Origin of the sequence: Mycobacterium sp. NPDC050853 (assembly GCF_040653875.1) — a bacterium.
GTDB lineage: Bacteria > Actinomycetota > Actinomycetes > Mycobacteriales > Mycobacteriaceae > Mycobacterium.
In genome coordinates this window covers 947,549-969,254 of sequence record NZ_JBFAGW010000001.1, presented here as the reverse complement: position 1 = coordinate 969,254, position 21,706 = coordinate 947,549, and the positions used below count along the sequence as shown (strand labels likewise).

22 protein-coding genes are annotated in these 21,706 nt (G+C 63.1%); 13 read left to right on the top strand and 9 right to left on the bottom strand.

Annotated features, from left to right (window positions below; genetic code table 11):
- Positions 1 to 151: 151 nt before the first annotated feature.
- Complete coding sequence (locus tag AB0H22_RS04860; protein ID WP_180748937.1) at positions 152 to 955, top strand: GAP family protein; 804 nt, start codon at positions 152 to 154, stop codon at positions 953 to 955.
- A 9-nt stretch (positions 956 to 964) separates the two neighbouring features.
- Here AB0H22_RS04860 and AB0H22_RS04855 read toward each other — a convergent pair whose 3' ends face one another.
- Entirely contained in the window at positions 965 to 1,912 is a 948-nt protein-coding gene (locus AB0H22_RS04855) for a helix-turn-helix domain-containing protein (RefSeq protein WP_358145134.1), read from the bottom strand.
- 127 nt (positions 1,913 to 2,039) lie between these two features.
- On the opposite strand from AB0H22_RS04855, the gene AB0H22_RS04850 reads away from it, so the two are divergent.
- The gene (locus tag AB0H22_RS04850) at positions 2,040 to 3,320 is read left to right on the top strand and encodes an MFS transporter (RefSeq protein WP_358146072.1); all 1,281 of its coding nucleotides are present in this window, start codon (positions 2,040 to 2,042) and stop codon (positions 3,318 to 3,320) included.
- Here the strand turns inward: AB0H22_RS04850 and AB0H22_RS04845 are convergent.
- Positions 3,228 to 4,136 (bottom strand): type II CAAX endopeptidase family protein, encoded by a 909-nt coding sequence (locus tag AB0H22_RS04845; protein WP_358145132.1) that lies wholly within the window; start codon positions 4,134 to 4,136, stop codon positions 3,228 to 3,230. The genes AB0H22_RS04850 and AB0H22_RS04845 overlap by 93 nt on opposite strands.
- Before the next feature lie 242 nt (positions 4,137 to 4,378).
- On the opposite strand from AB0H22_RS04845, the gene AB0H22_RS04840 reads away from it, so the two are divergent.
- From AB0H22_RS04840 to AB0H22_RS04825, 4 genes are all read left to right on the top strand, one after another.
- Entirely contained in the window at positions 4,379 to 5,143 is a 765-nt protein-coding gene (locus AB0H22_RS04840) for an acyl-[acyl-carrier-protein] thioesterase (RefSeq protein ID WP_358146070.1), read from the top strand.
- Between the two features lie 272 nt (positions 5,144 to 5,415).
- Positions 5,416 to 6,708 carry an isocitrate lyase gene (gene aceA, locus AB0H22_RS04835; RefSeq protein WP_180748933.1) on the top strand — a complete coding sequence of 431 codons (1,293 nt, stop codon included), beginning with the start codon at positions 5,416 to 5,418 and terminating at the stop codon, positions 6,706 to 6,708.
- A gap of 169 nt (positions 6,709 to 6,877) precedes the next feature.
- Positions 6,878 to 7,747: a 3-hydroxybutyryl-CoA dehydrogenase gene (locus AB0H22_RS04830; protein ID WP_358145129.1), complete on the top strand. Its 870-nt coding sequence runs from the start codon at positions 6,878 to 6,880 to the stop codon at positions 7,745 to 7,747.
- Positions 7,748 to 7,852: 105 nt separating this feature from the next.
- Positions 7,853 to 8,662, top strand: coding sequence for an alpha/beta hydrolase (locus AB0H22_RS04825; RefSeq protein ID WP_358145127.1), 810 nt, complete (start codon positions 7,853 to 7,855; stop codon positions 8,660 to 8,662).
- Here AB0H22_RS04825 and AB0H22_RS04820 read toward each other — a convergent pair.
- The 5 genes from AB0H22_RS04820 to AB0H22_RS04800 form a co-directional block, all read right to left on the bottom strand.
- Positions 8,622 to 9,332, bottom strand: coding sequence for a helix-turn-helix domain-containing protein (locus tag AB0H22_RS04820; protein WP_358145125.1), 711 nt, complete (start codon positions 9,330 to 9,332; stop codon positions 8,622 to 8,624). The genes AB0H22_RS04825 and AB0H22_RS04820 overlap by 41 nt on opposite strands.
- Positions 9,333 to 9,465: 133 nt before the next feature.
- Positions 9,466 to 11,451: a 5-oxoprolinase/urea amidolyase family protein gene (locus AB0H22_RS04815; protein WP_358146068.1), complete on the bottom strand. Its 1,986-nt coding sequence runs from the start codon at positions 11,449 to 11,451 to the stop codon at positions 9,466 to 9,468.
- Between the two features lie 38 nt (positions 11,452 to 11,489).
- Positions 11,490 to 12,098 carry an urea amidolyase associated protein UAAP2 gene (locus AB0H22_RS04810; RefSeq protein WP_358145123.1) on the bottom strand — a complete coding sequence of 203 codons (609 nt, stop codon included), beginning with the start codon at positions 12,096 to 12,098 and terminating at the stop codon, positions 11,490 to 11,492.
- Complete coding sequence (locus tag AB0H22_RS04805; protein WP_358145121.1) at positions 12,095 to 12,928, bottom strand: urea amidolyase associated protein UAAP1; 834 nt, start codon at positions 12,926 to 12,928, stop codon at positions 12,095 to 12,097. Before AB0H22_RS04805 ends, AB0H22_RS04810 begins: the two co-directional genes overlap by 4 nt.
- 71 nt (positions 12,929 to 12,999) lie before the next feature.
- On the bottom strand, positions 13,000 to 14,562 hold the full coding sequence (locus AB0H22_RS04800; RefSeq protein WP_358145119.1) for an amino acid permease: 1,563 nt from the start codon (positions 14,560 to 14,562) through the stop codon (positions 13,000 to 13,002).
- Between the two features lie 272 nt (positions 14,563 to 14,834).
- Here AB0H22_RS04800 and AB0H22_RS04795 point away from each other — a divergent pair, with 272 nt between their 5' ends.
- Both AB0H22_RS04795 and AB0H22_RS04790 read left to right on the top strand, forming a co-directional pair.
- Positions 14,835 to 15,494: a TetR/AcrR family transcriptional regulator gene (locus AB0H22_RS04795; RefSeq protein WP_180748925.1), complete on the top strand. Its 660-nt coding sequence runs from the start codon at positions 14,835 to 14,837 to the stop codon at positions 15,492 to 15,494.
- A 73-nt stretch (positions 15,495 to 15,567) separates the two neighbouring features.
- Positions 15,568 to 16,437: a cyclopropane mycolic acid synthase family methyltransferase gene (locus AB0H22_RS04790; RefSeq protein ID WP_358145118.1), complete on the top strand. Its 870-nt coding sequence runs from the start codon at positions 15,568 to 15,570 to the stop codon at positions 16,435 to 16,437.
- A 25-nt stretch (positions 16,438 to 16,462) separates the two neighbouring features.
- Here the strand turns inward: AB0H22_RS04790 and AB0H22_RS04785 are convergent, their stop codons facing one another.
- Together AB0H22_RS04785 and AB0H22_RS04780 are read right to left on the bottom strand one after the other, a co-directional pair.
- On the bottom strand, positions 16,463 to 17,302 hold the full coding sequence (locus AB0H22_RS04785) for a polyphosphate kinase 2 family protein (protein WP_180748923.1): 840 nt from the start codon (positions 17,300 to 17,302) through the stop codon (positions 16,463 to 16,465).
- A 40-nt stretch (positions 17,303 to 17,342) separates the two neighbouring features.
- A complete protein-coding gene (locus AB0H22_RS04780; protein ID WP_180748922.1) occupies positions 17,343 to 18,059 on the bottom strand; it encodes a TetR/AcrR family transcriptional regulator in 717 nt (238 codons plus the stop codon).
- Between the two features lie 64 nt (positions 18,060 to 18,123).
- On the opposite strand from AB0H22_RS04780, the gene AB0H22_RS04775 reads away from it, so the two are divergent.
- The 5 genes from AB0H22_RS04775 (at position 18,124) to AB0H22_RS04755 (ending at position 21,361) form a co-directional block, all read left to right on the top strand.
- Entirely contained in the window at positions 18,124 to 19,458 is a 1,335-nt protein-coding gene (locus tag AB0H22_RS04775) for a DUF445 family protein (protein ID WP_358145115.1), read from the top strand.
- A 99-nt stretch (positions 19,459 to 19,557) separates the two neighbouring features.
- Positions 19,558 to 19,974 (top strand): helix-turn-helix transcriptional regulator, encoded by a 417-nt coding sequence (locus AB0H22_RS04770; protein ID WP_180748920.1) that lies wholly within the window; start codon positions 19,558 to 19,560, stop codon positions 19,972 to 19,974.
- A gap of 32 nt (positions 19,975 to 20,006) precedes the next feature.
- Entirely contained in the window at positions 20,007 to 20,654 is a 648-nt protein-coding gene (locus AB0H22_RS04765) for a heparin-binding hemagglutinin (protein ID WP_358145113.1), read from the top strand.
- 48 nt (positions 20,655 to 20,702) lie between these two features.
- On the top strand, positions 20,703 to 20,981 hold the full coding sequence (locus tag AB0H22_RS04760) for a DUF2516 family protein (protein ID WP_180748918.1): 279 nt from the start codon (positions 20,703 to 20,705) through the stop codon (positions 20,979 to 20,981).
- A 14-nt stretch (positions 20,982 to 20,995) separates the two neighbouring features.
- Complete coding sequence (locus AB0H22_RS04755; RefSeq protein WP_358146066.1) at positions 20,996 to 21,361, top strand: DUF2599 domain-containing protein; 366 nt, start codon at positions 20,996 to 20,998, stop codon at positions 21,359 to 21,361.
- Positions 21,362 to 21,706: the final 345 nt, after the last annotated feature.

The following is a 21,706-nucleotide window of genomic DNA, read 5'->3' as shown; positions in this document are numbered from 1 at the left end:
TGGGGCCGCAACGCAAGTTCTTCCATGATGGCTAAGTCAATTGAGCCGCCTTCTGTTGGAATGATTCGCTATCTATCGAATGCGCACAAAGCAATTCGGCGAATTTCGACTGGAGATGCCATTATCGAGCAAACAGAGTAAGGTTATCGGCATGTGGCGCGAATTGTTGGGATTGGCATTCCTGATGTCACTCAATCCCGTGCTGCTTGGCCTGATCTTGGTGGTGATCTCCCGGCCTCGGCCAGTGCAAAATCTCCTGGCCTTCTGGGTCGGTGCGCTGATTGTGAACGTGCCGTCCTTTGTGATTGCACTTTTCGCATTGCATCTCGTACCAAGTTTTGCTTCCTTCGCAAAGGAACTGGCGACGGCGGATCCGGGCTCGTCCGTCAAGCCCCTTCAACTCGCGACTGGTGTGCTCGCACTCGTGGTCGCGGGCTTCCTTGCGGTGCGGCTTTGGGTGCGTCAGCGTGCTCAGCAGCCCGTGGCGAGTGGTGCGAGTGGGGATTCTTCTGTCTTGGTACTTGATCCGGAGACGCCGCCGGCTACCGCTCGGCCGGTCGGCAGGATTAGGAATGCGATATCGGGCATCGGATCTAGGATCCGGCGACTTCTCCATCTGGGCAAGGGCGCATGGGAGAACGGCGCCCTCTGGGTCGCCTTGGTGCTCGGTATCGGATACATGCCGCCACCCCCGCTGGTCCTCTTGGTGGACACCATCATCGTGGGCTCGGGAACCGCGATGGGTACCCAAGTTCTCGCCGCCGTCGTATTCGTCTTCGCGATGCTTGTGGTCTTCGAGCTCGCTCTTATCAGCTATGTGATCGCTCCGGCGCGGACCCAAGCGGTCCTCGAACCGGTCCACAATTGGGCGCTTGCTCACCGCAGCTTGGTCCTGCTGATCCTCTTCGCGGTGGTCGGGACCTGGCAGGTGCTCACCGGTGTCGGCCTCGTCTAACTGCTGGATTTAGCTGCCCCGGAACGTCCGTCGGTAGTGGGTGGGGCTCATTCCGAACCCGCGGCGCAGGTGATGCCGCAGATTCGCGGCCGAGCCGAGGCCTGAACGCCGGGCCACCTCGTCCACGGCAAGGTCGTGCGACTCCAACAGCGCTCTGGCGCATTCGACGCGCTGCTGCCGTACCCAGTCGCCGGGGGCGAGTCCGGTCTCGCCGCGGAACCGCCGATTGAAAGTCCGCACACTCATGCGGGAATGATCGGCCAGCTGCTGCACGGTCAACGGTTCGGTCAGATTCGCCAGCGCCCAGCTGCGGGCGGATGCTGTTGAATCCCCGGTGTATTCGGGAAGCGGCCGGTCGATGAACTGTGCCTGACCGCCCTCTCGCCACGGTGGCACCACGCAGTACCGCGCGACGTCATTGGCCACCGCGGTGCCGTGGTCTTGCCGAATAATATGTAGGCACAAGTCAATTCCCGAGGCGAGCCCCGCCGATGTCAGGATGTCGCCGTCGTCGATGAACAGGACCGTTTCGTCCAGCAGCACCCGTGGATACAGCGCACGGAAATCGTCCGCCTTGTGCCAATGTGTGGTGGCGCGGCGGCCGTCGAGCAGTCCGGCGGCACCCAGTACGAAGGCTCCGGTGCAGATGGACACGATGCGGGTGCCCGGTCGGATGGTGTTGAGCGCGGCACCGAGTTCCGCGGTCAACTCGCCATGTTCCCGTGCCGGTCGATACCGAGTGCCAGGGATGATGACGGTGTCCGCACGGGCGAGCACGGCAGGACCCTCCTGTGGGGTGATCGCGTACCCCGAGGTGGTTTGGACTGGGGCTGAAGATAATCCACAGGTGATCACTCGGTAGCGGTCATCGCCGGCCTGGCCGAACATGAGCGATGGGATGGTCGCGTCGAAACCGATCAGCGGTTCCAGCATCAAGACGGCTACCAGATGGCTCATGGCATGATTTTTACACCTATTGGCATTTATGCCAATTGTGAGAAGCCGCGTCATCGGGCAGCCTTGGCGAGTGCCGCATTCCTTCGCGCCCGAGGCGCCCAGCCGCCGGCGGCTCCACCCTGCCTGGATGATCGCCGGGGTGGCCTTCGTCGCGGTGCTGGCTGCGGCCGGATTCCGCTCCATCCCAGGTGTTCTGATGGATCCGCTGCACTCCGAGTTCGGCTGGTCGCACGGCACCATCGGGCTGGCCATGTCGATCAATATGACGCTGTTCGGGGTCACCGCACCGTTCGCGGCCGCGTTGATGGACAAGTTCGGCGTGCGTCCGGTGCTGGTGGTGGCGCTGATGCTCGTTGCGACGGGAACCTTTCTGAGCGTGTTCATGACCGCGGCCTGGCAGCTGCTGCTGCTCTGGGGCGTGCTGGTGGGTGTTGGCACCGGGGCGATTTCGATGGGATTCGTGGCCACCGTGGCGACCAGGTGGTTCATCGCGCGCCGCGGATTGGTCACGGGTGTACTGACGGCCGCCAGCGCCACCGGTCAGCTCATCTTCCTGCCCGTGGCGGCGGTCGTGACCGGCGCCTATGGCTGGCGGTGGGCCTCGGTGATCGTCGCCGCGTCGGCTATCGCGGTGGTCCCCCTTGTTGTGCTGTTTATGCGAAACCGTCCAGCCGACAAGGGGGTTGGACCGTACGGGGCCGCAACCGACGATTCGGGGGCCGCATCAGGAGGGTTCGGCGCGGCGTTCGAGGGGCTGCTCATCGGGTTGCGGCAACCGGTCTTCTGGTTGTTGGCGGGAAGTTTTGCGATCTGCGGAATGACCACCAACGGACTGATCGGCACCCACTTCATTCCTGCCGCACACGACCACGGGATGCCCGCCACCATGGCAGCGAGCCTGTTGGCGCTCATCGGCGTCTTCGATGTCGCCGGGACGGTCTTCTCTGGATGGCTTACCGACCGTATCGACGCGCGCATCCTGCTGGGCATCTACTACTTCGGGCGTGGAGTCTCGCTGATGTTGTTGCCTGCGTTACTTTCTCCGCGCGCGGAGCCCTCCACCTGGGTGTTCATCATCTTTTACGGATTGGATTGGGTGGCCACCGTGCCACCGACTATTGCGCTGTGCCGTAAATACTTTGGCGAACGTACGCCCGTCGTATTCGGTTGGGTTTTCGCCTCGCATCAGCTGGGGGCCGCCGTTGCGGCGGCAGGCGCGGGGTGGCTGCGCGATCAGCAGGGTACCTATGACACCGCGTTCCGGCTGGCCGCCGGGCTGTGCGTCATCGCGGCAGTGATGTGCCTATCGGTGCGCTCACGTCCCGACCATCAGCAGGTCGAGGTAGATCAAGTTGACGGCGATGTGAATAGCTATCGGAGCCCAGATGTTTCGGTACCGGCTCCATAGATAGCCTTGCATCACGCCGAAGGTCCCTTGGACCGCGACGATCGACGCAAGGTCCACGGCCAACGTGCTCATGTGCACGTGTGAGGCGATGTGCATCGCGGCGAAGAGGGTCGACGAGGTCGCGATGGCAGGCCAGCGGCCAACCAGCGATTCCAGCCGGGTCTGGAGGAATCCGCGGTAGAACACCTCTTCTAGTACGCCCGCCGTCAGCAGGGTGAGCACCGATGCCACGGCTATGGTGACCGAATCGGGCAGGCTCCCCGGCGCGAGGGCCGGCGGTGCCAGGGGGCCGAGTCGTGCCAGCAGGATCCAGGCCACAACGGGAACGATCGGTGCCAGCGTGCGGGTGCGGTCCAGCCGACCGATCCAGTGAACCTTTGGAGCCTGGGGGACACCGCGGCGGAACACGCGGAACGCCAGCAGGGGAATCACGAGGAACATCAGGATCTTGATCGGGATGTACACGGCATCACGCGGTATCCCGGCGACCGTCGCCGTGATGACAAGGGCGGGAAACGCGAGCGCGGCACCGACCAGCACCCAGACCTCACGGGTGAGCCGCTGTCGATCAATGTCGGCGACAGGATCGAGGGCCGCGAGGCGCGCAGGCACGAGCCGTGTGAGCAGGAGCACGATCAGGGCAGAGGTCAGCGGCATCCATAGTGGATAAGGCTCGGCGGACTCGTCTGAGGAGAACCGGACTGAATGTTGGCCGGTGATCGTGAGGCCGCCGATGGCGATGGCGAATATCAGAATGGCGGCGACCAACAACCCCCGGCCGACCTGCTTGTCGGTCGTTGACGGTGTCGATACCACAGGATCATCGTATGGGCCCGCCGCGAGGACTACTTGGCGTCCCTGTCCGACCTGCTTCAAATGATTTGGGAGACAAGGGAAAACTATGTGACACGCCGATTGGAATGTGTCTGTTTCGCGTATGGGACGATGGATTGCAAAGGAGGCGCGTGGGACGCGCTTTCTGTCGTGCCGGAGTCGGCGTGGCCCCACGAAAGGATCGACCTGTGAGTGTGGAAGTCAGCACCGGCCTCGACAAGGACATGATGCCCGTTCCGCACGCGCACCCGCATGTCCATGAGGGCCGTTGGCCCGTCCGCATGGCCGATATCGACAAGGACGGGCGCTTGCGGCTGGACGGGGCCGCGCGGCATATCCAGGACGTCGGGCAGGATCACCTCCGCGCGGTCGAGGCCGAGGAGAGCCACCCACTGTGGATCGTGCGGCGCACCATGATCGACGTCATCAAGCCCATCGAGTTCACGGAGGCGCTATGGCTACGCCGTTGGTGCTCGGCCACGTCCAATCGGTGGTGTCAGATGCGGGTGCGGCTCGACGGTCGAGATGGGGGGCTGGTGGAGTCCGAGGCATTCTGGATTCACGTCAGCCGCGAGACCCAGGGTCCGTCCCGCATCGAGGACGACTTCCTCGCCACCGTCGCCTCCACCACGGATGTCGACCGGTTGCGGTGGAAGTCGTACAACAAACGCGGGAGTCGCGAGACCGCGACGGATATCCGGGACTTTCCGGTGCGGTTCACCGATATGGATCTGTTCGACCACATGAATAACTCCGTGTACTGGAGCATCGTCGAGGACCACCTCTCGCGGCACCCGGAGCTGCTGTCTGGCCCGTATCGGGTGAGCATCGAGCACGATTCGGCGGTTTCGCTGGGGGACAAGCTTGAGATCATCACCAACGTCTACGAGGACGGAGCCGAGTTCGGAGTGCCCGGTCGCAGTGTTACAACGCTCACATATGTGGTTGGCGACGAGGTGAAGGCCCTCGCCTCGATATTCGCTCGGTAACTAGACACGGCGTCGGTCGTTTAACAGTACGAGCGTTCTGAACAGGGCATTGTTGGTTACCGCCCAGTAGCAACAGTACGAGCGTACGATTAGCCGCTTCGCAAAGTTAGCAAAAGCCCGTCAATGCCTAGCTGAAATTGGCATCCGAAATGGGTGGACCTGCGCAGATGGTCTGTGCCATCGTCGTAACAGTCAACACAGTGAACATGCCTGAGCGTTAACAATCTGTCAGCGACAGCCAAACGTCAGGGCAAGTATCAGAGGGAGCACCAATGTCGAATGTCGGCAAGCCGCGCACCGCGGCTGAAATCCAGCAGGACTGGGACACCAACCCCCGCTGGAAGGGCATCACCCGCGACTACACCGCGGCTCAGGTCGAGGAGCTGCAGGGCAGCGTCGTCGAAGAGAACACCCTCGCGCGCCGCGGCGCCGAGATCCTGTGGGACGGCGTCACCAAGGGCGACGGCTCCTACATCAACGCGCTGGGCGCGCTGACCGGCAACATGGCCGTGCAGCAGGTCCGTGCCGGCCTCAAGGCCATCTACCTGTCCGGCTGGCAGGTCGCCGGCGACGCCAACCTCTCGGGCCACACCTACCCGGACCAGAGCCTCTACCCGGCCAACTCGGTGCCGGCCGTCGTGCGCCGCATCAACAACGCCCTGCTGCGCGCCGACGAGATCGCCCGCGTCGAGGGTGACACCAGCATCGACAACTGGATCGTGCCGATCGTCGCCGACGGTGAGGCCGGCTTCGGTGGCGCGCTGAACGTCTACGAGCTGCAGAAGGCCATGATCGCCGCGGGTGCCGCCGGTACCCACTGGGAGGACCAGCTGGCCTCGGAGAAGAAGTGTGGCCACCTCGGTGGCAAGGTGCTCATCCCGACCCAGCAGCACGTCCGCACCCTGACCTCCGCTCGCCTGGCCGCGGACGTCGCCGGCACCCCGACCGTCGTTATCGCTCGTACCGATGCCGAGGCCGCCACCCTCATCACCTCCGATGTGGATGAGCGCGACCAGCCGTTCGTCACCGGTGAGCGCACCGCCGAGGGCTTCTACAACGTGCAGAAGGGCATCGAGCCCTGTATCGCGCGTGCCAAGGCCTATGCCCCGTACGCCGATCTCATCTGGATGGAGACCGGCGTGCCGGACCTGGCGGTCGCCCGCAAGTTCGCGGAAGCCGTCAAGTCCGAGTTCCCGGACCAGCTGCTGTCCTACAACTGCAGCCCGTCCTTCAACTGGAAGCAAGCCCTGGACGACTCCACCATCGCCAAGTTCCAAAAAGAGCTGGGCGCCATGGGCTTCACGTTCCAGTTCATCACCCTGGCCGGCTTCCACGCGCTCAACTACTCGATGTTCGACCTGGCCTACGGGTACGCCCGTGAGGGCATGACCGCCTACGTCGACCTGCAGGAGCGCGAGTTCGCGGCCGAGGCCCGTGGTTACACCGCCACCAAGCACCAGCGTGAGGTCGGCGCCGGTTACTTCGACCGGGTCGCCACCACCGTGGACCCGAACACCTCGACCGCGGCGCTGAAGGGCTCGACCGAAGAGGGCCAGTTCCACTAGGTCTCTAGGCCACTAAGCCCTCATCTAGCCGGGCTAAGCGCCCACGTCAAGACTCTCGGTGTGACCCACTGAGTTGACAGCACAGGCCCCGCCCACGTATCCCGTTGGGCGGGGCCTGTGTGCTTATGGATCGCGAAAACTAACTGTGTCTACTTCAGGAGTTCAAAAAATGACGGACGGAATTACGCGCGTAGGGGTTATCGGCGCCGGACAGATGGGTGCGGGTATCGCCGAGGTATCGGCACGTGCCGGTGTGGACGTGCTGGTGTTCGAGACCACCTCCGAGCTGGCGCAGGCCGGTGAAGGCCGGGTCCGTAAATCCCTGGATCGCGGCGTCTCCGCTGGGAAGATCACCGAGCGCGAGCGCGATGCCGCCGTCGCCAACCTGAGGTTCACCACCGATCTGGCCGACTTCTCCGACCGCCAGCTTGTCATCGAGGCGGTCATCGAGGACGAGTCCATCAAGGCTTCGATCTTCGCGAAGCTGGACGAGGTGATCGCCGATCCCGATGCGGTTCTCGCATCGAACACCTCCAGCATCCCGATCATGAAAATCGCTGCAGCGACCAAGAATCCGGGCCGTGTACTGGGTCTGCACTTCTTCAACCCGGTGCCGGTGCTGCCGCTCGTCGAGCTGATCTCGACACTGGTGACCACGCCCGCTGCCGCGGCACGCACGGAGACCTTCGCGAGCGAGGTGCTGGGCAAGCAGGTGGTGCGCGCTGCCGATCGCTCCGGCTTCGTGGTCAACTTCCTGCTGGTTCCGTACCTGCTGGCCGCCATCCGGATGGCCGAATCCGGTTTTGCCACAGTCGAAGACATCGATAAGGCCGTCGTGGCCGGGCTCTCGCACCCGATGGGTCCGCTGCGCCTTTCGGATCTGGTGGGCCTCGATACGTTGAAGCTCATCGCCGACTCGATGTACGACGAGTACAAGGAGCCGCTGTACGCGGCCCCGCCGCTGCTGCTGCGCATGGTCGAGGCCGGACGTCTCGGCAAGAAGAGCGGCGTCGGGTTCTACGAGTACAAGGCCAAGTAGCCACCTAAACCGACCAACACGGCGAGGGCATACCGTACGCACAATCTGAGCCCGATTGTGTGCGTACGGTATGCCCTCGCTGCATTCGGGGGATAGCGTCGGCCCATGCCTTCGGTCTTGGTGAACGGTCAGTCCCTCCACTACACCGACAGCGGCGGCGACGGGTCGCCCATCCTGCTTTCGCACCCGATGTTTCTGGACGCTGTCCATATGGCTCCGTTGGCACACTTGCTGGCGGGGGAGGGCTATCGGGTGGTGACCTTCGACCAGCGGTGTCACGGTGCGACAGAGTTCGACGGGCAGCCGTTCACGCTCATCGAATGTGCCAAGGACGCTTTGGGTTTGGCGTCCGACCTGGGGATCGAGCGGGCGATCTTCGCCGGTGAGCTTCTCAGTGCCACCATCGCGCTGCACGCTGCGCTGCTGGATCCGGACCGGGTGGCGGGTCTGCTGCTCGTCGGTCCCACTGCGTATGCCACCGATCCCGGCGAAATCGCCTCACTGGGTGTCGGTCTGGCGCAATGGAAGGAGTTCGGGCCGCAGGCCTCCGAGTTCGCACGCATTGCGCAGGCTGCGACCGGGTCATCGCAGGCGGCCGCGGACTTGATGGACCGGTGGCGCAGCGCGGATTGGCAGCAGGTGCAGGCGATGGCGGACGCGTGGCTGGGCCGGCCGGGCATCACGGAGAATCTGGGGCGGGTCACCTGCCCGGCGGTGGTGATCCACGGCAGCAGTGAGTTCTACATTCCGCTGGCGCACGGACAGCATGTCTACGAAAACTTGGGTGGCTCAAAACTTTTCGGGACCGTCAACCGCCAGTTCCAGGCGCTGAGCATCGTGCAGGACCCGCAGACCCTGGATCTGGTGCGCGGGCTCATGCGGGATCGGTTTCCCGCACAGCGCCCAACAGCATGATCCCGGAGGACAAGCCGGCTCGCCAGATACGCATATCGATGTTCAGTACAGCGGAGTTGTCGATATCGCACACCGTCCATTGACGTGCCGACGGGTCTGCGGGAATCACGTTGTTTTCCCACTGTTGAACGAAGGTGGCGACCTTCAAGAGCTTCTCGATCGTCTCGGTGAGATCCGGATCCTCGGGGGCGATCGCCATATTCAGGCGTAGCCAGGCGATCAGCCAGTCCGATGAGGACTGCCAATCGAGAATGATCTCGGGAGTGCGCCGTCCGATGTAGTGCCAGTACAAGAAGTTCGGCGAAATCCACAGCCCCTTGAAGAGTCTCAAGAACTCCGAATTGGCGTTTATCACCGTCCATGCGGGTGTGAGAAATGCCGCGGGGTTCGGGTTCAGCGATTCGAGGTAGTCGGAGATATCCGCGGGAGGGGCGCTCATGATCGTTACCGGCGGCGGTTTGTGCACGAGGAGGTGCAGGTATCCACTCTCCCACTGTGGCAGTTGCAGGGCCTCTGCGAGGGATTTCAGTCCTCTGGCACTGGGCGGTACCCCCGACTCGACGCCTTGTATCCACCGCAGGCTGAACCCCGTGGCCTGTGCCAGACCCAGCTGAGTCATCCCGTGCCGCTCGCGTGCGGTCTTCACGAACGGACCAAATTCATTCGCCAAAGTCATTACCTTCGGTTGCGCAAAAAGACTGCGTGTCCAAGTGTATTGACCAAGATCATTCGGGATGGTTAATTCGGACAGCAACGTGGCACGCCCCGGTATTCGCTTGCGAGGGGTTCGGGGCGTTCACTTGCTAGACCCGGGCGAATTCGCCCGCGGTACTCCATGCTTCACGTTCGACGGCGTATGCCGTGCGCTGGTGGTTGCGGAACTCGCCTATTGACGTCGCATTTTGGGCAAGGAACGTCGAGTACTCCGCCATGGAGAACTCACCGTCGGTGATCGTGACACCGCCGTTGCCGCGTCCCGTGGCCAACTCATCACGCAGCTCGAGCAGCTCCTCGGCGCTCACCGGGTACCAGCTGATCTGGTCGAAGAATCGCAGCAGCCAGGGTGTTCCGGGCTCGAATACTCCGGCGTTCTCCGGATGCCGATGGTTCCAGATCTGCACGGTCCGCCCCACCAACTGATATCCGCCGGGACCCTCCATGCCGTATATGCACAGGTAGGCCCCGCCGATGCCGACGGCGTTCTCCGGTGTCCAGGTGCGCGCGGGGTTGTACTTGGTGGTGACGAGCCGATGCCGGGGATCGACCGGGGTCGCCACCGGCGCACCCAGATACACATCGCCCAGCCCGAGTGCCAGGTAGGACGCGTCGTACACCGTGCGATACACGTCATCAACGGTGTCCAAACCGTTGATCCGCCTGATGAATTCGATATTCCACGGCATCCAGGGTGCGTCCGCGCGTACGCCCAGGCGGTAGCGTTCCATCGCCTCTCTGGCCGACGGATCATCCCAGGAGAGCGGCATGGCCACCCGGCGGCTGGGCACGACGAGCTCATCGGAGGCCGGTAGATGCTCGTCGATATCGTCCAGTAGCCCCAGCACCTTGCCCATCGGCAGTCTGTCGGGATCGAAATGCACCTGTAGCGACCGGATACCCGGTGTCAGATCGACGATCCCGGTGGTGTGGGTGTCCTCCAGCCGTTGATGCAACGCGTGGACGCGTGCACGTAGCGCCAAATCCAGTGTGATATCACCATATTCGACCAAGACGTTGTCGTCGCCGCTGCGGCGGTACGTCATATCGGGTGCATTGTCGCGAGCCGGACGATACGCGAGCACGCCGTCATCGCCGTCGCCCTGGGTGGAGAACACCGAGGGCCAATGCCCGCGCCGGTCGATACCGATCGAGCGCAACGATGCGCTACGAGCGGCTTCGATCCGGATGAATCGCAAAGTGTCGCCGGCGCGCAGCTGGCCCAGCTTCCACCGGTCGGCAGACACCACCGTGACCGGGCAGACGAAACCACCCAGGCTGGGGCCGTCCGGACCCAGCAGAATCGGCGTGTCGCCGGTGAAGTCCAGTGCGCCGATCGAGTACGCGTTGTCGTGAATGTTCGACGGGTGCAGGCCGGCCTCTCCACCGTCGGCGCGCGCCCAATGGGGCTTGGGGCCGATGAGGCGCACCCCGGTGCGATCGGAATTGAAGTGCACCTCGTAAGCGGTCGACAACAGCTCGTCGATATCGCCGCGGGTGAAGAAATCAGGTGCGCCGTGCGGCCCCTCGGTGACGGCGAGCTCCCAGTGGTGGCCGATCGCCGGCTGGGCGGTACCGGGAATGCATTGCGGTTCAGTGCCATCGGTTTCGCCGAGGGTGAGGACGTCTCCGGCGGCCAGGGCGCGCCCCGCGGGACCGCCAAATCCGCCGAGGGTGAAGGTGGACGCGCTGCCCAGGAATTCGGGAACCGAGATGCCGCCGGCGATCAGTATGTAGATCCGCATCCCGGTATCTGCGGCGGCACCTACTGCGAGTGTTCCCTCAGCGGGAACGGTGACGGCACGCCACTGGGGAACCGGCCGACCGTTGACGGAGATCTGCGTTACCGGTGCACCGGTAACGCAGACGAGGGTCTCGTCCGTGAAACGTAGTGTGGGGCCGGAGAGTGTCGCCTCCAGACCCGCGGCGCCCTCGGGATTGCCGACGGCACGATTGCCCAGCCGGAACGACAGGTCGTCCATCGGGCCGGACGGCGGCACACCCACCTGCCAGTACCCGGTGCGGCCGGGCCAGTCCTGCACCGTGGTCAACATGCCGGGTGTCGTGACGGACACCGATGAGCCGCTTGCGCGAAGAGGATCAGACATGGTTCTCATGCGCTGTCCACCACCATCTGCACCGGGGTGGGATCGAACCCATTGCACGGATTGTTGATCTGCGGGCAGTTCGACACCAGGACCAGGGTGTCGACCTCGGCGCGGAGCTTGATCTTCTTACCCGGTGCGGAGAGGCCGTCGACGATGCCGAGCGTGCCGTCCTCGTCCACTGGGACATTCATATAGAAGTTGATGTTGGACACCAGATCTCGCTTGCCCAGGCCCCATTTGGCGCCTTCCAGCAGAAAGTTCTCGACGCATGCGTGTTGGTGCTTGGTGTGATGCCCGTAGCGCAGAGTGTTCGATTCCTGCGAGCACGCACCGCCGATGGTGTCGTGACTGCCCACCTCATCCTCGACGATGGTCATCAACGCGCTGCCGTCCTCGGCGCGCAGCACGGTTCCGGTGCGCAGAAACAGGTTTCCCTGCGCGGCGATGGTTGCCTGCGCCGAGTAGCGCACCGCGGTATCGGCTGCTGAGTACAGCAGGGTGTCGACGGCCTGGTTGCCCTTCAGGTCGATGATCGTCAACACGTCACCCGCAGCGACAACGGCGCTCCAGGGTGCGCGTGCGGGAACTATCTCATCGAGGACCTTGCTTGTCACAGGGAATCTCCGTTCTGTGCCGCGGCCCAGGCATCTTCGGTATTGAGTACGGCGCGTTGATATTCCGGTTCCTTATTGGGAAGGTCGACCAACTCATCCAGTGCCGGCCAGGCCAACACCTGGGCAGGGCCGGTGTCGAAGGTCTCCGAGGGGTCGAGCGGATGTGCGGTGTTGACCAGCAATGCGATCACCGGCAGGTGGATCAGCAGATCCACGGCGGCCTGTGGGCCGGCGGTGCCGCTACTGCGCAGCGCGCCATCGGCCTCGGCACGGACCCCGTGGAAGAACGACACCGACGGGCCGATATCGCGCGGAGCCAGCCCGTGCTTGGCTCCGGCCAGCGTGAACAGTTCGCGTCCGGCCGGGCTTCTCGAATAGAGTTCACCCGCACCGTATTTGGCGGTGTTCGCGGTCAGAGTGCTGGTCCCGCAGAAAGTGTCGTGATGTCCGGAACTATCGGCGACGATGGTGGCCAATACCCGGCCCTGATCTGAGAGCAGCGGATGCCCGGTGCCGAGATAGGCCTGCCACGGCACTTTGACGGTGTCGGCTACGTTGAGCCGCTCCCATGGGGCATCGGCGCGCAGCAGCACCACGCTCACACACGCGGAGCCCGTGACGTCGGTGAGCCGCAGCCGGGTGCCGCGGCCCAGCACCTTGGTGGCGTACCGGCCACCGGGGATGGTCTCGGCCCAGGTAAGTGTCAACGGGTCGACGTCATCAAGGGTCCAGGGCCAGCTCGAGGCGGGCAGCACCGGCATGGCGTCGGTGATCTGACCTGCCTGGGAGCGGGCGTGGTCCCGCGCACCTTTGGTGGTAGCGGTGGTCATAGCGGATATCTCCTAAGTTTCTTCTGGCGAGCAGACGCTCAATGCACACGCATCCTGGGCTTTTGTGTGCACTACGTGTCTGCTCGCGGGGAAAGAGGCTTGCGCCACGGGTAGGCCCGGGGGTAGGCCAAGATCCCGGCGATCAGCACCGCGGCAATACAGAGCGGGGCTATCCACACCAAGTAGGGGTGTGCACCCGTCGGGTCGAAGACAGCGGCGCGTGGCCAGGACAGGTTGAGCACCATGAAGGCCCCGTACGCGACGGCGAGGATATTGATAGGTAGTCCAAACCGGCCGAGTGAGAAGAGCTTTCGTCCATCGGCATCGGTCTGGTCCTTGTTGCCATCCCACTTGCTTCCGCCGATCCCGAAGCGGCGCAACAACAAGGGTGTGGTAACCATCAGGTAGGCCAGGTAGATCAATGCGATGCAGACGCTGCACAGACTGGTGAACAACGCAGCGTTGCCGAAGTTCACCACCAGGATCAGCACACAGCAGAGCCCGACCACGACGGCCGGTGCGATGGGGGTGCCGGTGCGGGTGTTCACCCGGGACAGCACCGACGAGAACGGCAGCTTGCCGTCGCGGGCCATCGAGAACATGAGCCGGGAGGCCGCGGTCTGGATGGCGAGAGTGCAGACGAATACCGCGATCGCGACATCGACGAGCAGCAGAGTTCCGAACGGCGATGCCAGCTTGCTATCCAATACATAGGGCAGACCGCCGGTGGCGAGCTGGCCGTCGGTGAGGCTGGGTGCGGCCATCAGTGCGCCCAAGATCATCAGTGCGCCGCCGATCGCCGAGACCACGATCGCGGACAAGATGGTGCGGGGGGCGACCCGACGCGGGTTGCGGGTTTCCTCGGCCAGCTCGCTGGCCGACCCGAATCCGACGAGGACGTAGGCGGCCATGAGCCCGGCCGCCAGGAACGCCCACGGGTACCCGCTGCCGGCATCGCCGGTGTGCAGCACTACCCCCGGGCCGCGCTCGGCGTGGGCGAACAGCATGCCGACGACGGCGATGACACCGACTATCTCGCAGGTGACGCCGATCGAGTTGATCCGGGACATCCAGTTGACGCCGACGGCGTTGATGGCGGTGGTCGCGACCAGCAGCAGGGATCCGAGCAGCACTGCGTTCGACGCGCCGCTGACACTGGTCAACGAGGGGTCGGTGCCGATGATCTGAAATCCACTCCAGATGGTTGGCAGGACGACCTGCAGGGCGATGGCCGCTGCGGACGCGGTGACGATCTGGGCGATGATCATGAACCAGCCGGCGAACCAGCCCACCACGGCACCGCCGAGGCGGCGTGCCCATTGGTAGATGGCACCGGAGATGGGATAGCGCGCGGCCAGCTCGGCGAAGTTCAGCGCGACCATGTACTGCCCGGCGAACACGATCGGCCAGGTCCAGAAGAAGGCCGGGCCGCCGAAGCTGAACCCGAATGCGAACAGCTGGAAGATCGTCGTCAGGATCGAGACGAACGAGAACCCCGCCGCGAAGGATGCGAATTTGCCAAGGCTTCGGTGTAGCTGGGGTTTGTAGCCGAACGCGGCGAGATCATCGGAGTCGGAACCGGCGATGCTCGTCGCGGTCCGGGCCGCGGAGTCGGTGGCCGTCAGGGCGTTCATGGGCACTCCCGGGTAGGTCTTCGGGCAACACATTCTGTGCCCTGTGTGGTCGGTAAAACCCACGTCTATGTGGGGAGAAATATCTGTCAAGCGATAGGTAAGTAAGTCTGGCGGGTGGCCGGTACGCACGGGTGACCGTGCCGTTTCGGAACGCGGGCGCGGTGTAACATTGTGGTTGCGCAGATGTCGGGGTGATGACGAAACGCTCACCGTGCAATGGAATCGGGACGTTGCCGAGGACTTGTCGACTAGAAGATGGATAGGGTCGGCAGATGTCAGGGCGGCCGCGGCGTATCAGTCCGATTCGCGAGGGGAACACCACTCGCGACGAGATCCTCGATGCCTCCGCCGAGTTGTTCACCGCCGACGGGTTCGCGGCCACCACCACTCGGCGCATCGCAGAGTCGGTGGGTGTTCAGCAGGCCTCGCTCTACTACCACTTCAAGACCAAGGACGACATCCTCGATGCGCTGCTGGCGATGACGATCGACCAGCCGCTCTACTACGCGGCGCTGATCGCCGATCGACCGGAGCCGCCAATCGTGCGCTTATACGCGCTGGCGCTTGCCGACGCCGCCCAGCTGGCGGCGAGCCGATGGAACCTAGGTGCTCTCTATCTATTACCGGATCTGCGAGCCGAGCGATTCGTGGCATTTCGGCGCAAACGTGATCAGCTGCGCGCTCACTATCAGGATCTGGCCGCGGCGGTCTGCCGCGCGGATATGGTCCGCGAGGGGGTGGAGCGCTTGCCCTTCCGGCTCGTCGAGTCGGTCATCATGCTCCGGGCCGATGGGGATTCGATCGCTCCGGAGGCATTGGCCGACGCGACCTTGCGCGTAGTGGGGTTCACCGAGGATGCTGGAGAGGTCGAGACGGCAGCCAGGGCGTTGTTGGATCAGCTGGACTGGGCGGTCGCCGTTCCTAAGAGGTAGGCACAGTCGGCCATGCTAGTCTGCCGTCCAGTGCAAGAATGCCGATGGTGATGGGAATTAGGTGCTCTAACAGATGTCCGATCTGAAGCCGTACTACGAGGAATCTCAGTCCATCTACGACATTTCGGACGAATTCTACGGTCTTTTCCTTGACGAAGAGACGATGGGCTATACCTGCGCGTATTTCGAGCCCGAGGATTTGACTCTCGCAGAGGCTCAGTTCGCGAAGTTCGACCTCGCCCTCGGCAAGCTCAACCTGGAGCCCGGGATGACCCTGCTGGACATCGGCTGTGGCTGGGGCGCCTGCCTGGATCGGGCGATGCGAAAGTTTGACGTCAACGTCGTCGGTATCACCCTGAGCAAGAATCAGAGCGAATACAGCCGTAAGCGTTTAGCGAAGGTGGCCGAGGAAACCGGTCGCACCGCCGATATTCGCATGCAGGGTTGGGAAGAATTCAGCGATAAAGTCGACCGAATTGTCACGATCGGTGCATTCGAGGCATTTAAGCAGGAGCGGTACCCGATATTTTTTGAACGCGCCTACGACATTCTTCCCAATGACGGTCGGATGTTACTCCACACAATTCTTGCGCACACTCAGCAGTTCTTCCGCGAGAATGGTATTCCACTTACCATTAGCGATCTGAAATTCATGCAATTCATCGGTAAGGAGATCTTCCCCGGCGGACAGTTGCCCGCGGTGGAGGATATCGAGAAACTTGCCGCTGGATCGGGGTTCACCCTGGATCGGGTGCATTTGCTGCAGCCGCATTACGCCAAGACCCTGGACATTTGGGCCGAGAACCTCGAGCAGCGCCGCGAGGAAGCTATCAAGGTTCAGTCCGAAGAGGTTTACGACCGTTTCATGAAGTACCTGACCGGCTGCGCGGACTTCTTCCGGCGCGGTATCACCAACGTTGGTCAGTTCACGCTGGTCAAATAGCGGGACTTACCGCGCCGCTAAAGTCTCACGCTTGCGCGAGACGGCGCTTCTGTTCCTCAATATCGAAATCGGCGGGCGGCCATGCGAGATCTAGGCCGTCCAGTGTCTCGTCGAGAAGTGCGGTGACCGCAAGCCTGCTGAACCACTTGCGATCGCACGGCACGACATGCCAAGGCGCGTACTCGGTGCTCGTTTTCTCCAGCACCGCCTGATACGCCTCCTGGTAAGCCGGCCAGAACGCGCGCTCGTCGATGTCGTTCGGATTGAACTTCCAGTATTTGTCGGGGCGGTCCAGCCGCTCGGCGAGGCGCTGCTTCTGCTCGTCGAGCGACACCACCAGGGCGACTTTGAGGAGAGTCATCCCGGCCTCGGTCAGCTCCTTCTCGAAGGCATTGATCTCGTCGTATCGGGCACCCCAGACCTCCGGCGGAACCAGGTCGTGCACGCGCACCACCAAGACGTCCTCGTAGTGGGAACGATCGAAAACGCCGAGCTGCCCACCCGCCGGCAGTGCATTGCGGATACGCCACAGATAGTGGTGCTTGCGCTCCTCCGCGGTCGGCACGCCGAAGCTCGCATGCTCAATACCTTGTGGATCAACTTGTCCAACAACATGTTTGACGATACCGCCCTTACCGGAGGTATCCATCCCCTGCAATACCAGCAGCACCGCGCGGTGGTCTCCGCTGCGTCCGTTGGCGTACAGCATTTCTTGCAGTAGCCCGAGGCGTTCGGACAGCTCGGCCTGGAGGGCTTCGCCGTCCTCGCGTGACCCGTCGAACCCGGGAGTGGAACGGGAATCGACGTCGGCGAATGTGATGCCGGGTTGATAACGCAGTGCAGACGTGTCGATCCTGAGGGCCATGTCGACTGACCCTAGCCGGATTGGCCTACACCGTTTGGGTTCAACGCACTTCAGGCGGTGGGGGAACGGGCGACGGGTGCGGCATGGCGACGAACTTCTCCCGCGAGCCACCCACGCCCACGATGCCCAGTACCGCGTTCCAGGAAATCATCGTCAGGTAGTCGATGAGTTCATCGGATGTCATCCGGGGATGCGACATCCACGAGTGGGTGGCCAGCTGGACGCCGCCGACGATCATGTAGCCCCACGGCTCCACGCCGTGGGTATCCATGGATGCTTCGGCCATCTGGCGGCGTAGCGATAAGGCAAGCATGCGGGCGATGATGCGTTCGGAGTCGGCGATGGCCTTGCTGCGGCTGGTGGAGCTGTTCGCCATGACGAACGGGTAGATCTCCGGCTCGGCAGCCACCGTCTCGACGTACACCTTGATCGCCGTGCGAGTGAGGTCGTAGCCGTCGAGGCGGGCCGACAGGGCCGCAGCCATCTTGGGGATGAGGGTGGTCTGTGCGAACCGGGTCATGACGGCCGTGGTCAGATCGTTTTTGTCAACGAAGTACCGGTAGAGCACCGTCTTGGATACGCCGATATCGGAGGCGATCTCATCCATGCTGATATCGCGCCCGCGATGCCTGATGGCATCCAGGGTGCCGTCTACCAACTCGGTACGCCGCTCCACCTTGTGCTTGTGCCAGCGGCGCTTGCGACCATCTGTCTTGATTGCCGCAGGCTGGGTTTTACTTGCCACAGTTATCGCCATATTTCCCTAGTTATCTGTAACCGATACTACTTGACGGGCCGGTTGGGGGTGCGCAACGCGCTCGATGCCGGATGATGGAGACGTGGCAGGAAAGCACACCGATCAGCCGCGTGCGCGGAAATCATCCGGCGGCGTCTTCGCGATGGGGAATTCGGCCGTCGACGAGGAGCGCGGGAAGCAGCTTCGTTGGATGAAAGCCGTGGCCGCGGGGTTCCTACTCGGGGCCACCGTGCTGTTTCTGGCATGCCGTTGGTGGCAGTCGGTGGGTGCGCCGGGCTGGGTGGGTTATGTCGGGGCGGCCGCAGAGGCGGGTATGGTCGGCGCGCTTGCCGACTGGTTTGCTGTTACCGCGTTGTTCCGGCATCCGCTTGGGCTAAAGATCCCGCATACAGCGATCATCAAGCGCAAGAAGGATCAGCTGGGCGAGGGGCTCGGGAACTTCGTCCGAGAAAACTTCATGTCGCCCACCGTCATCACCACCAAGGTGCGCGATGCGCAGATCGCGGGCCGGCTGGGTAAGTGGATGAGTGATCGGTCGCATGCCGAGCGGGTCGCGGCCGAGGCGTCCACGGTGCTTCGGGTCGGCGCGCAGATGCTGCGCGACGAGGACGTGCAACAGGCCATCGACAGCATCATCGTCCGCCGAATTGCGGAGCCCAAGTGGGGTCCACCGGTGGGCCGCGTGCTGTCGAGCGTGCTCAAAGAGGATCGGCACGCTCCGGTGATTCAGCTGCTGTGCGACCGGGCCTTCGAGTGGGCACTGGGTGCCAGCGACACCATAGACCGCGTGGTACTGCGAGACTCGCCGAACTGGACGCCGAAGTTCGTCGATCACTTCGTCGGCGACCGTATCTACCGTGAGTTGGTGGATTTCACCGACAAGGTGCGCCGCAATCCCGATCACGACCTGCGCCAATCCGTGAACAGGCTGTTGTTCGAGTTCGCCGACGACCTGCAGTACGACGAGCTCACCATCGCCAAGGCCGAGGCGATCAAGGCCAGGTTGATGGCCCGCGAGGAAGTGCAGAAGGCGGCGGCCACTGCCTGGTCGGCGGCCAAGAAGATGCTCACCGAATCCGTCGATGATCCGTCCAGCGAGCTACGGACCCGCGTCGCCGACACGATCGTGCGGATCGGGGAGACATTGCGTGATGACGAGTCCATGCGCGACAAGGTCGACAGTTGGGTGGAGCGGGCGGCACGCCATTTGGTCGAGCAATTCGGTGCGGAGATCACGGCCGTTATTACCGAGACGATCGAACGCTGGGATGCCGATGAGGCGAGTCGCCGGATCGAATTGCATGTCGGCCGCGACCTGCAGTTCATTCGGATCAATGGCACGGTGGTGGGTTCGCTGGCCGGTTTGGTGATCTACACGGTGGCTCACTTTCTCTTCTGATCGGGGCCTCACGTGCGTATTCCCGGTGTGGCGTGACATGGCCCACATCGCTAACAGAAGTGCTTGCAATAGCTAGCAGTGCAGCTTACGGTGGTTCTTATGCCGCAGGAATCAGATCTCGCTGTTGTGGTGAGCAACGCCGCCTCCGATATCGGAGGCTTTATCCGAGCGCAACGCGAGGCCGCTCAGGTCTCGGTGCGCCAACTGGCCGAAAAGGCCGGTGTAAGCAATCCGTACCTCAGTCAGATCGAGCGCGGTCTGCGCAAGCCTTCTGCGGAGGTTCTCAACCAAATCGCAAAGGCACTAAGGGTTTCGGCGGAGGTGTTGTACGTGCGTGCTGGCATTTTGGATCGCAGTGATGCCAGCCCGGTACGGGACGCCATCATTGCCGATACCGTCATTACCGAGCGGCAGAAGCAAGTGCTGCTCGATGTGTATGCCTCTTTTGTGCAGCAAATCACCGATAGTCAGGTGGATGCAGCCGAATCGGCCCCCGAATCTTCTGGCGACAACTGAATAACTTTCCCCATCCCCGAAAGGAATCTGGAATGAACAAGAAGAACCCCAAGCTCGACGATTTGAAGACCCCGTTCTACGCCGCCATCGGCGCCGGTGACCTGGCCCTGACCACGGTCACCGATGCCGTCACCCGGTTGCGTGAGGCCGCCGAGGAGGCCGCGTCCGAGGCCGGTGCACGTGTCGAGGAGACCCGCGACCGGTTGCGCGAGCTGGGCGCCGACCTGCCCACCGATGTCAATGAACTGCGCGACCGGTTCACTCCGGACGAGCTGCGCAAGGTCGTCGATGACTACCTGCAGGCCGTGACCGACGTGTACAACGAGCTGGCCGAGCGTGGTGCAGAGGCCATCGAGCGCCTGCGCAGCACTGCCGGTATCGAGGAGAACGTCGCCAAGGCTGAGGAGCTGGTCGACAGCACCCGCGAGCTGACCGAGCAGGCCTTGGGCACCGTGTCCAGCCGGACCCGCGCCGTTGGTGAGCGTGCCGCCAAGCTGGTCGGTATCGACCTGACCGCCAAGGCTCCGGCCAAGACGGCGGCCCCCGCCAAGAAGGCTCCGGCCAAGAAGGCGGCCCCCGCCAAGAAGGCCGCCCCGGTCAAGGCCGCGGTCCAGAAGGCGGCTCCGGCCAAGAAGGCTCCGGCCAAGAAGACCGCGACCCGCACGATCACCCAGAAGTAGGCAGTTCCTGCTCTGACGGCCACCCGATCAGCCACGTAGGCTGATCGGGTGGCTTTCTCTTTTCATGTCTTCGCGCTAATATCGCTCATCGCCCTCGTCGCGGCGATCGTTGCCCTGGTTCACGCCGCGATCCAGCCCGCAGATGCGTTTGTGGCGGCAGAGAAGCAGACCAAGACCACCTGGATAGTCATCCTCGCCGCGGCGGCCGTGTTCACCCTGATTCCGGGGATAGAGCTGCTGAGTGCTGGGATCGCCGCGGTAGCGGCCGGCGTGTACTTCGTCGACGTTCGTCCACGAGTGCTCGAGGTCCAGGGCAAGTCTCGGTGAGATATCGCGCGGCCGTGTCGGCCACGCTGACGGCCGCGCTGCTGGCGATGAATGTAGTGCCTGCGGCCGCTATAGAGCCCGCGCTTGTCGATCATGTGTCTTGGGCGGCAACGTCTTTGGGTCGGACCTTGCGTGTCTATCCGACGCCGCTGGGGCGTACGTACGAGGCGCCCGATGGCGCGGATATCGCATGGTCCGAGGTCGTCGCGCTGGCCCCTGATGCGCAGTCGCCGGGTATGCGGATGCAGTTCGATTGCCATTGGTACGGCCGGGTTTTCATCCCCAACAAGACGAGCTGGAACCTGGAGCCTTGGCGGCCCGCGGTTGACGCGACATTGATGACGGTGTCGCAGTGCAACCCCGGTGGGCCCGAGGTTTAGGCGCCGATCTGTCCGTCGCCGAGCGACAAGACCCGCAGGCTTGGGTAGGTGCTCATAGCGTGTCGCTTGTAGGCGGCACATTGCGCTGTGATGTTTATCAATTGCGCGCCCGAATTACAAATGTGTAATTCCCCCGAGACCACTGGGTGATCTCGATGTTATTGGTGGAAATAAGAAAACGCTAAAGTCTCAGGCGGCCCACTGGCAACTTTTCTTACCATTCTCCGCTTGCGTAACGCACACCCCGTGAGTAACGATTACAACAGTGATCACAATCTGATCACGACCGGCGTGGCAGGTGGTGCATCGCGCACCACGCGGTTTCGGCGGGAACAGAGGATCGGG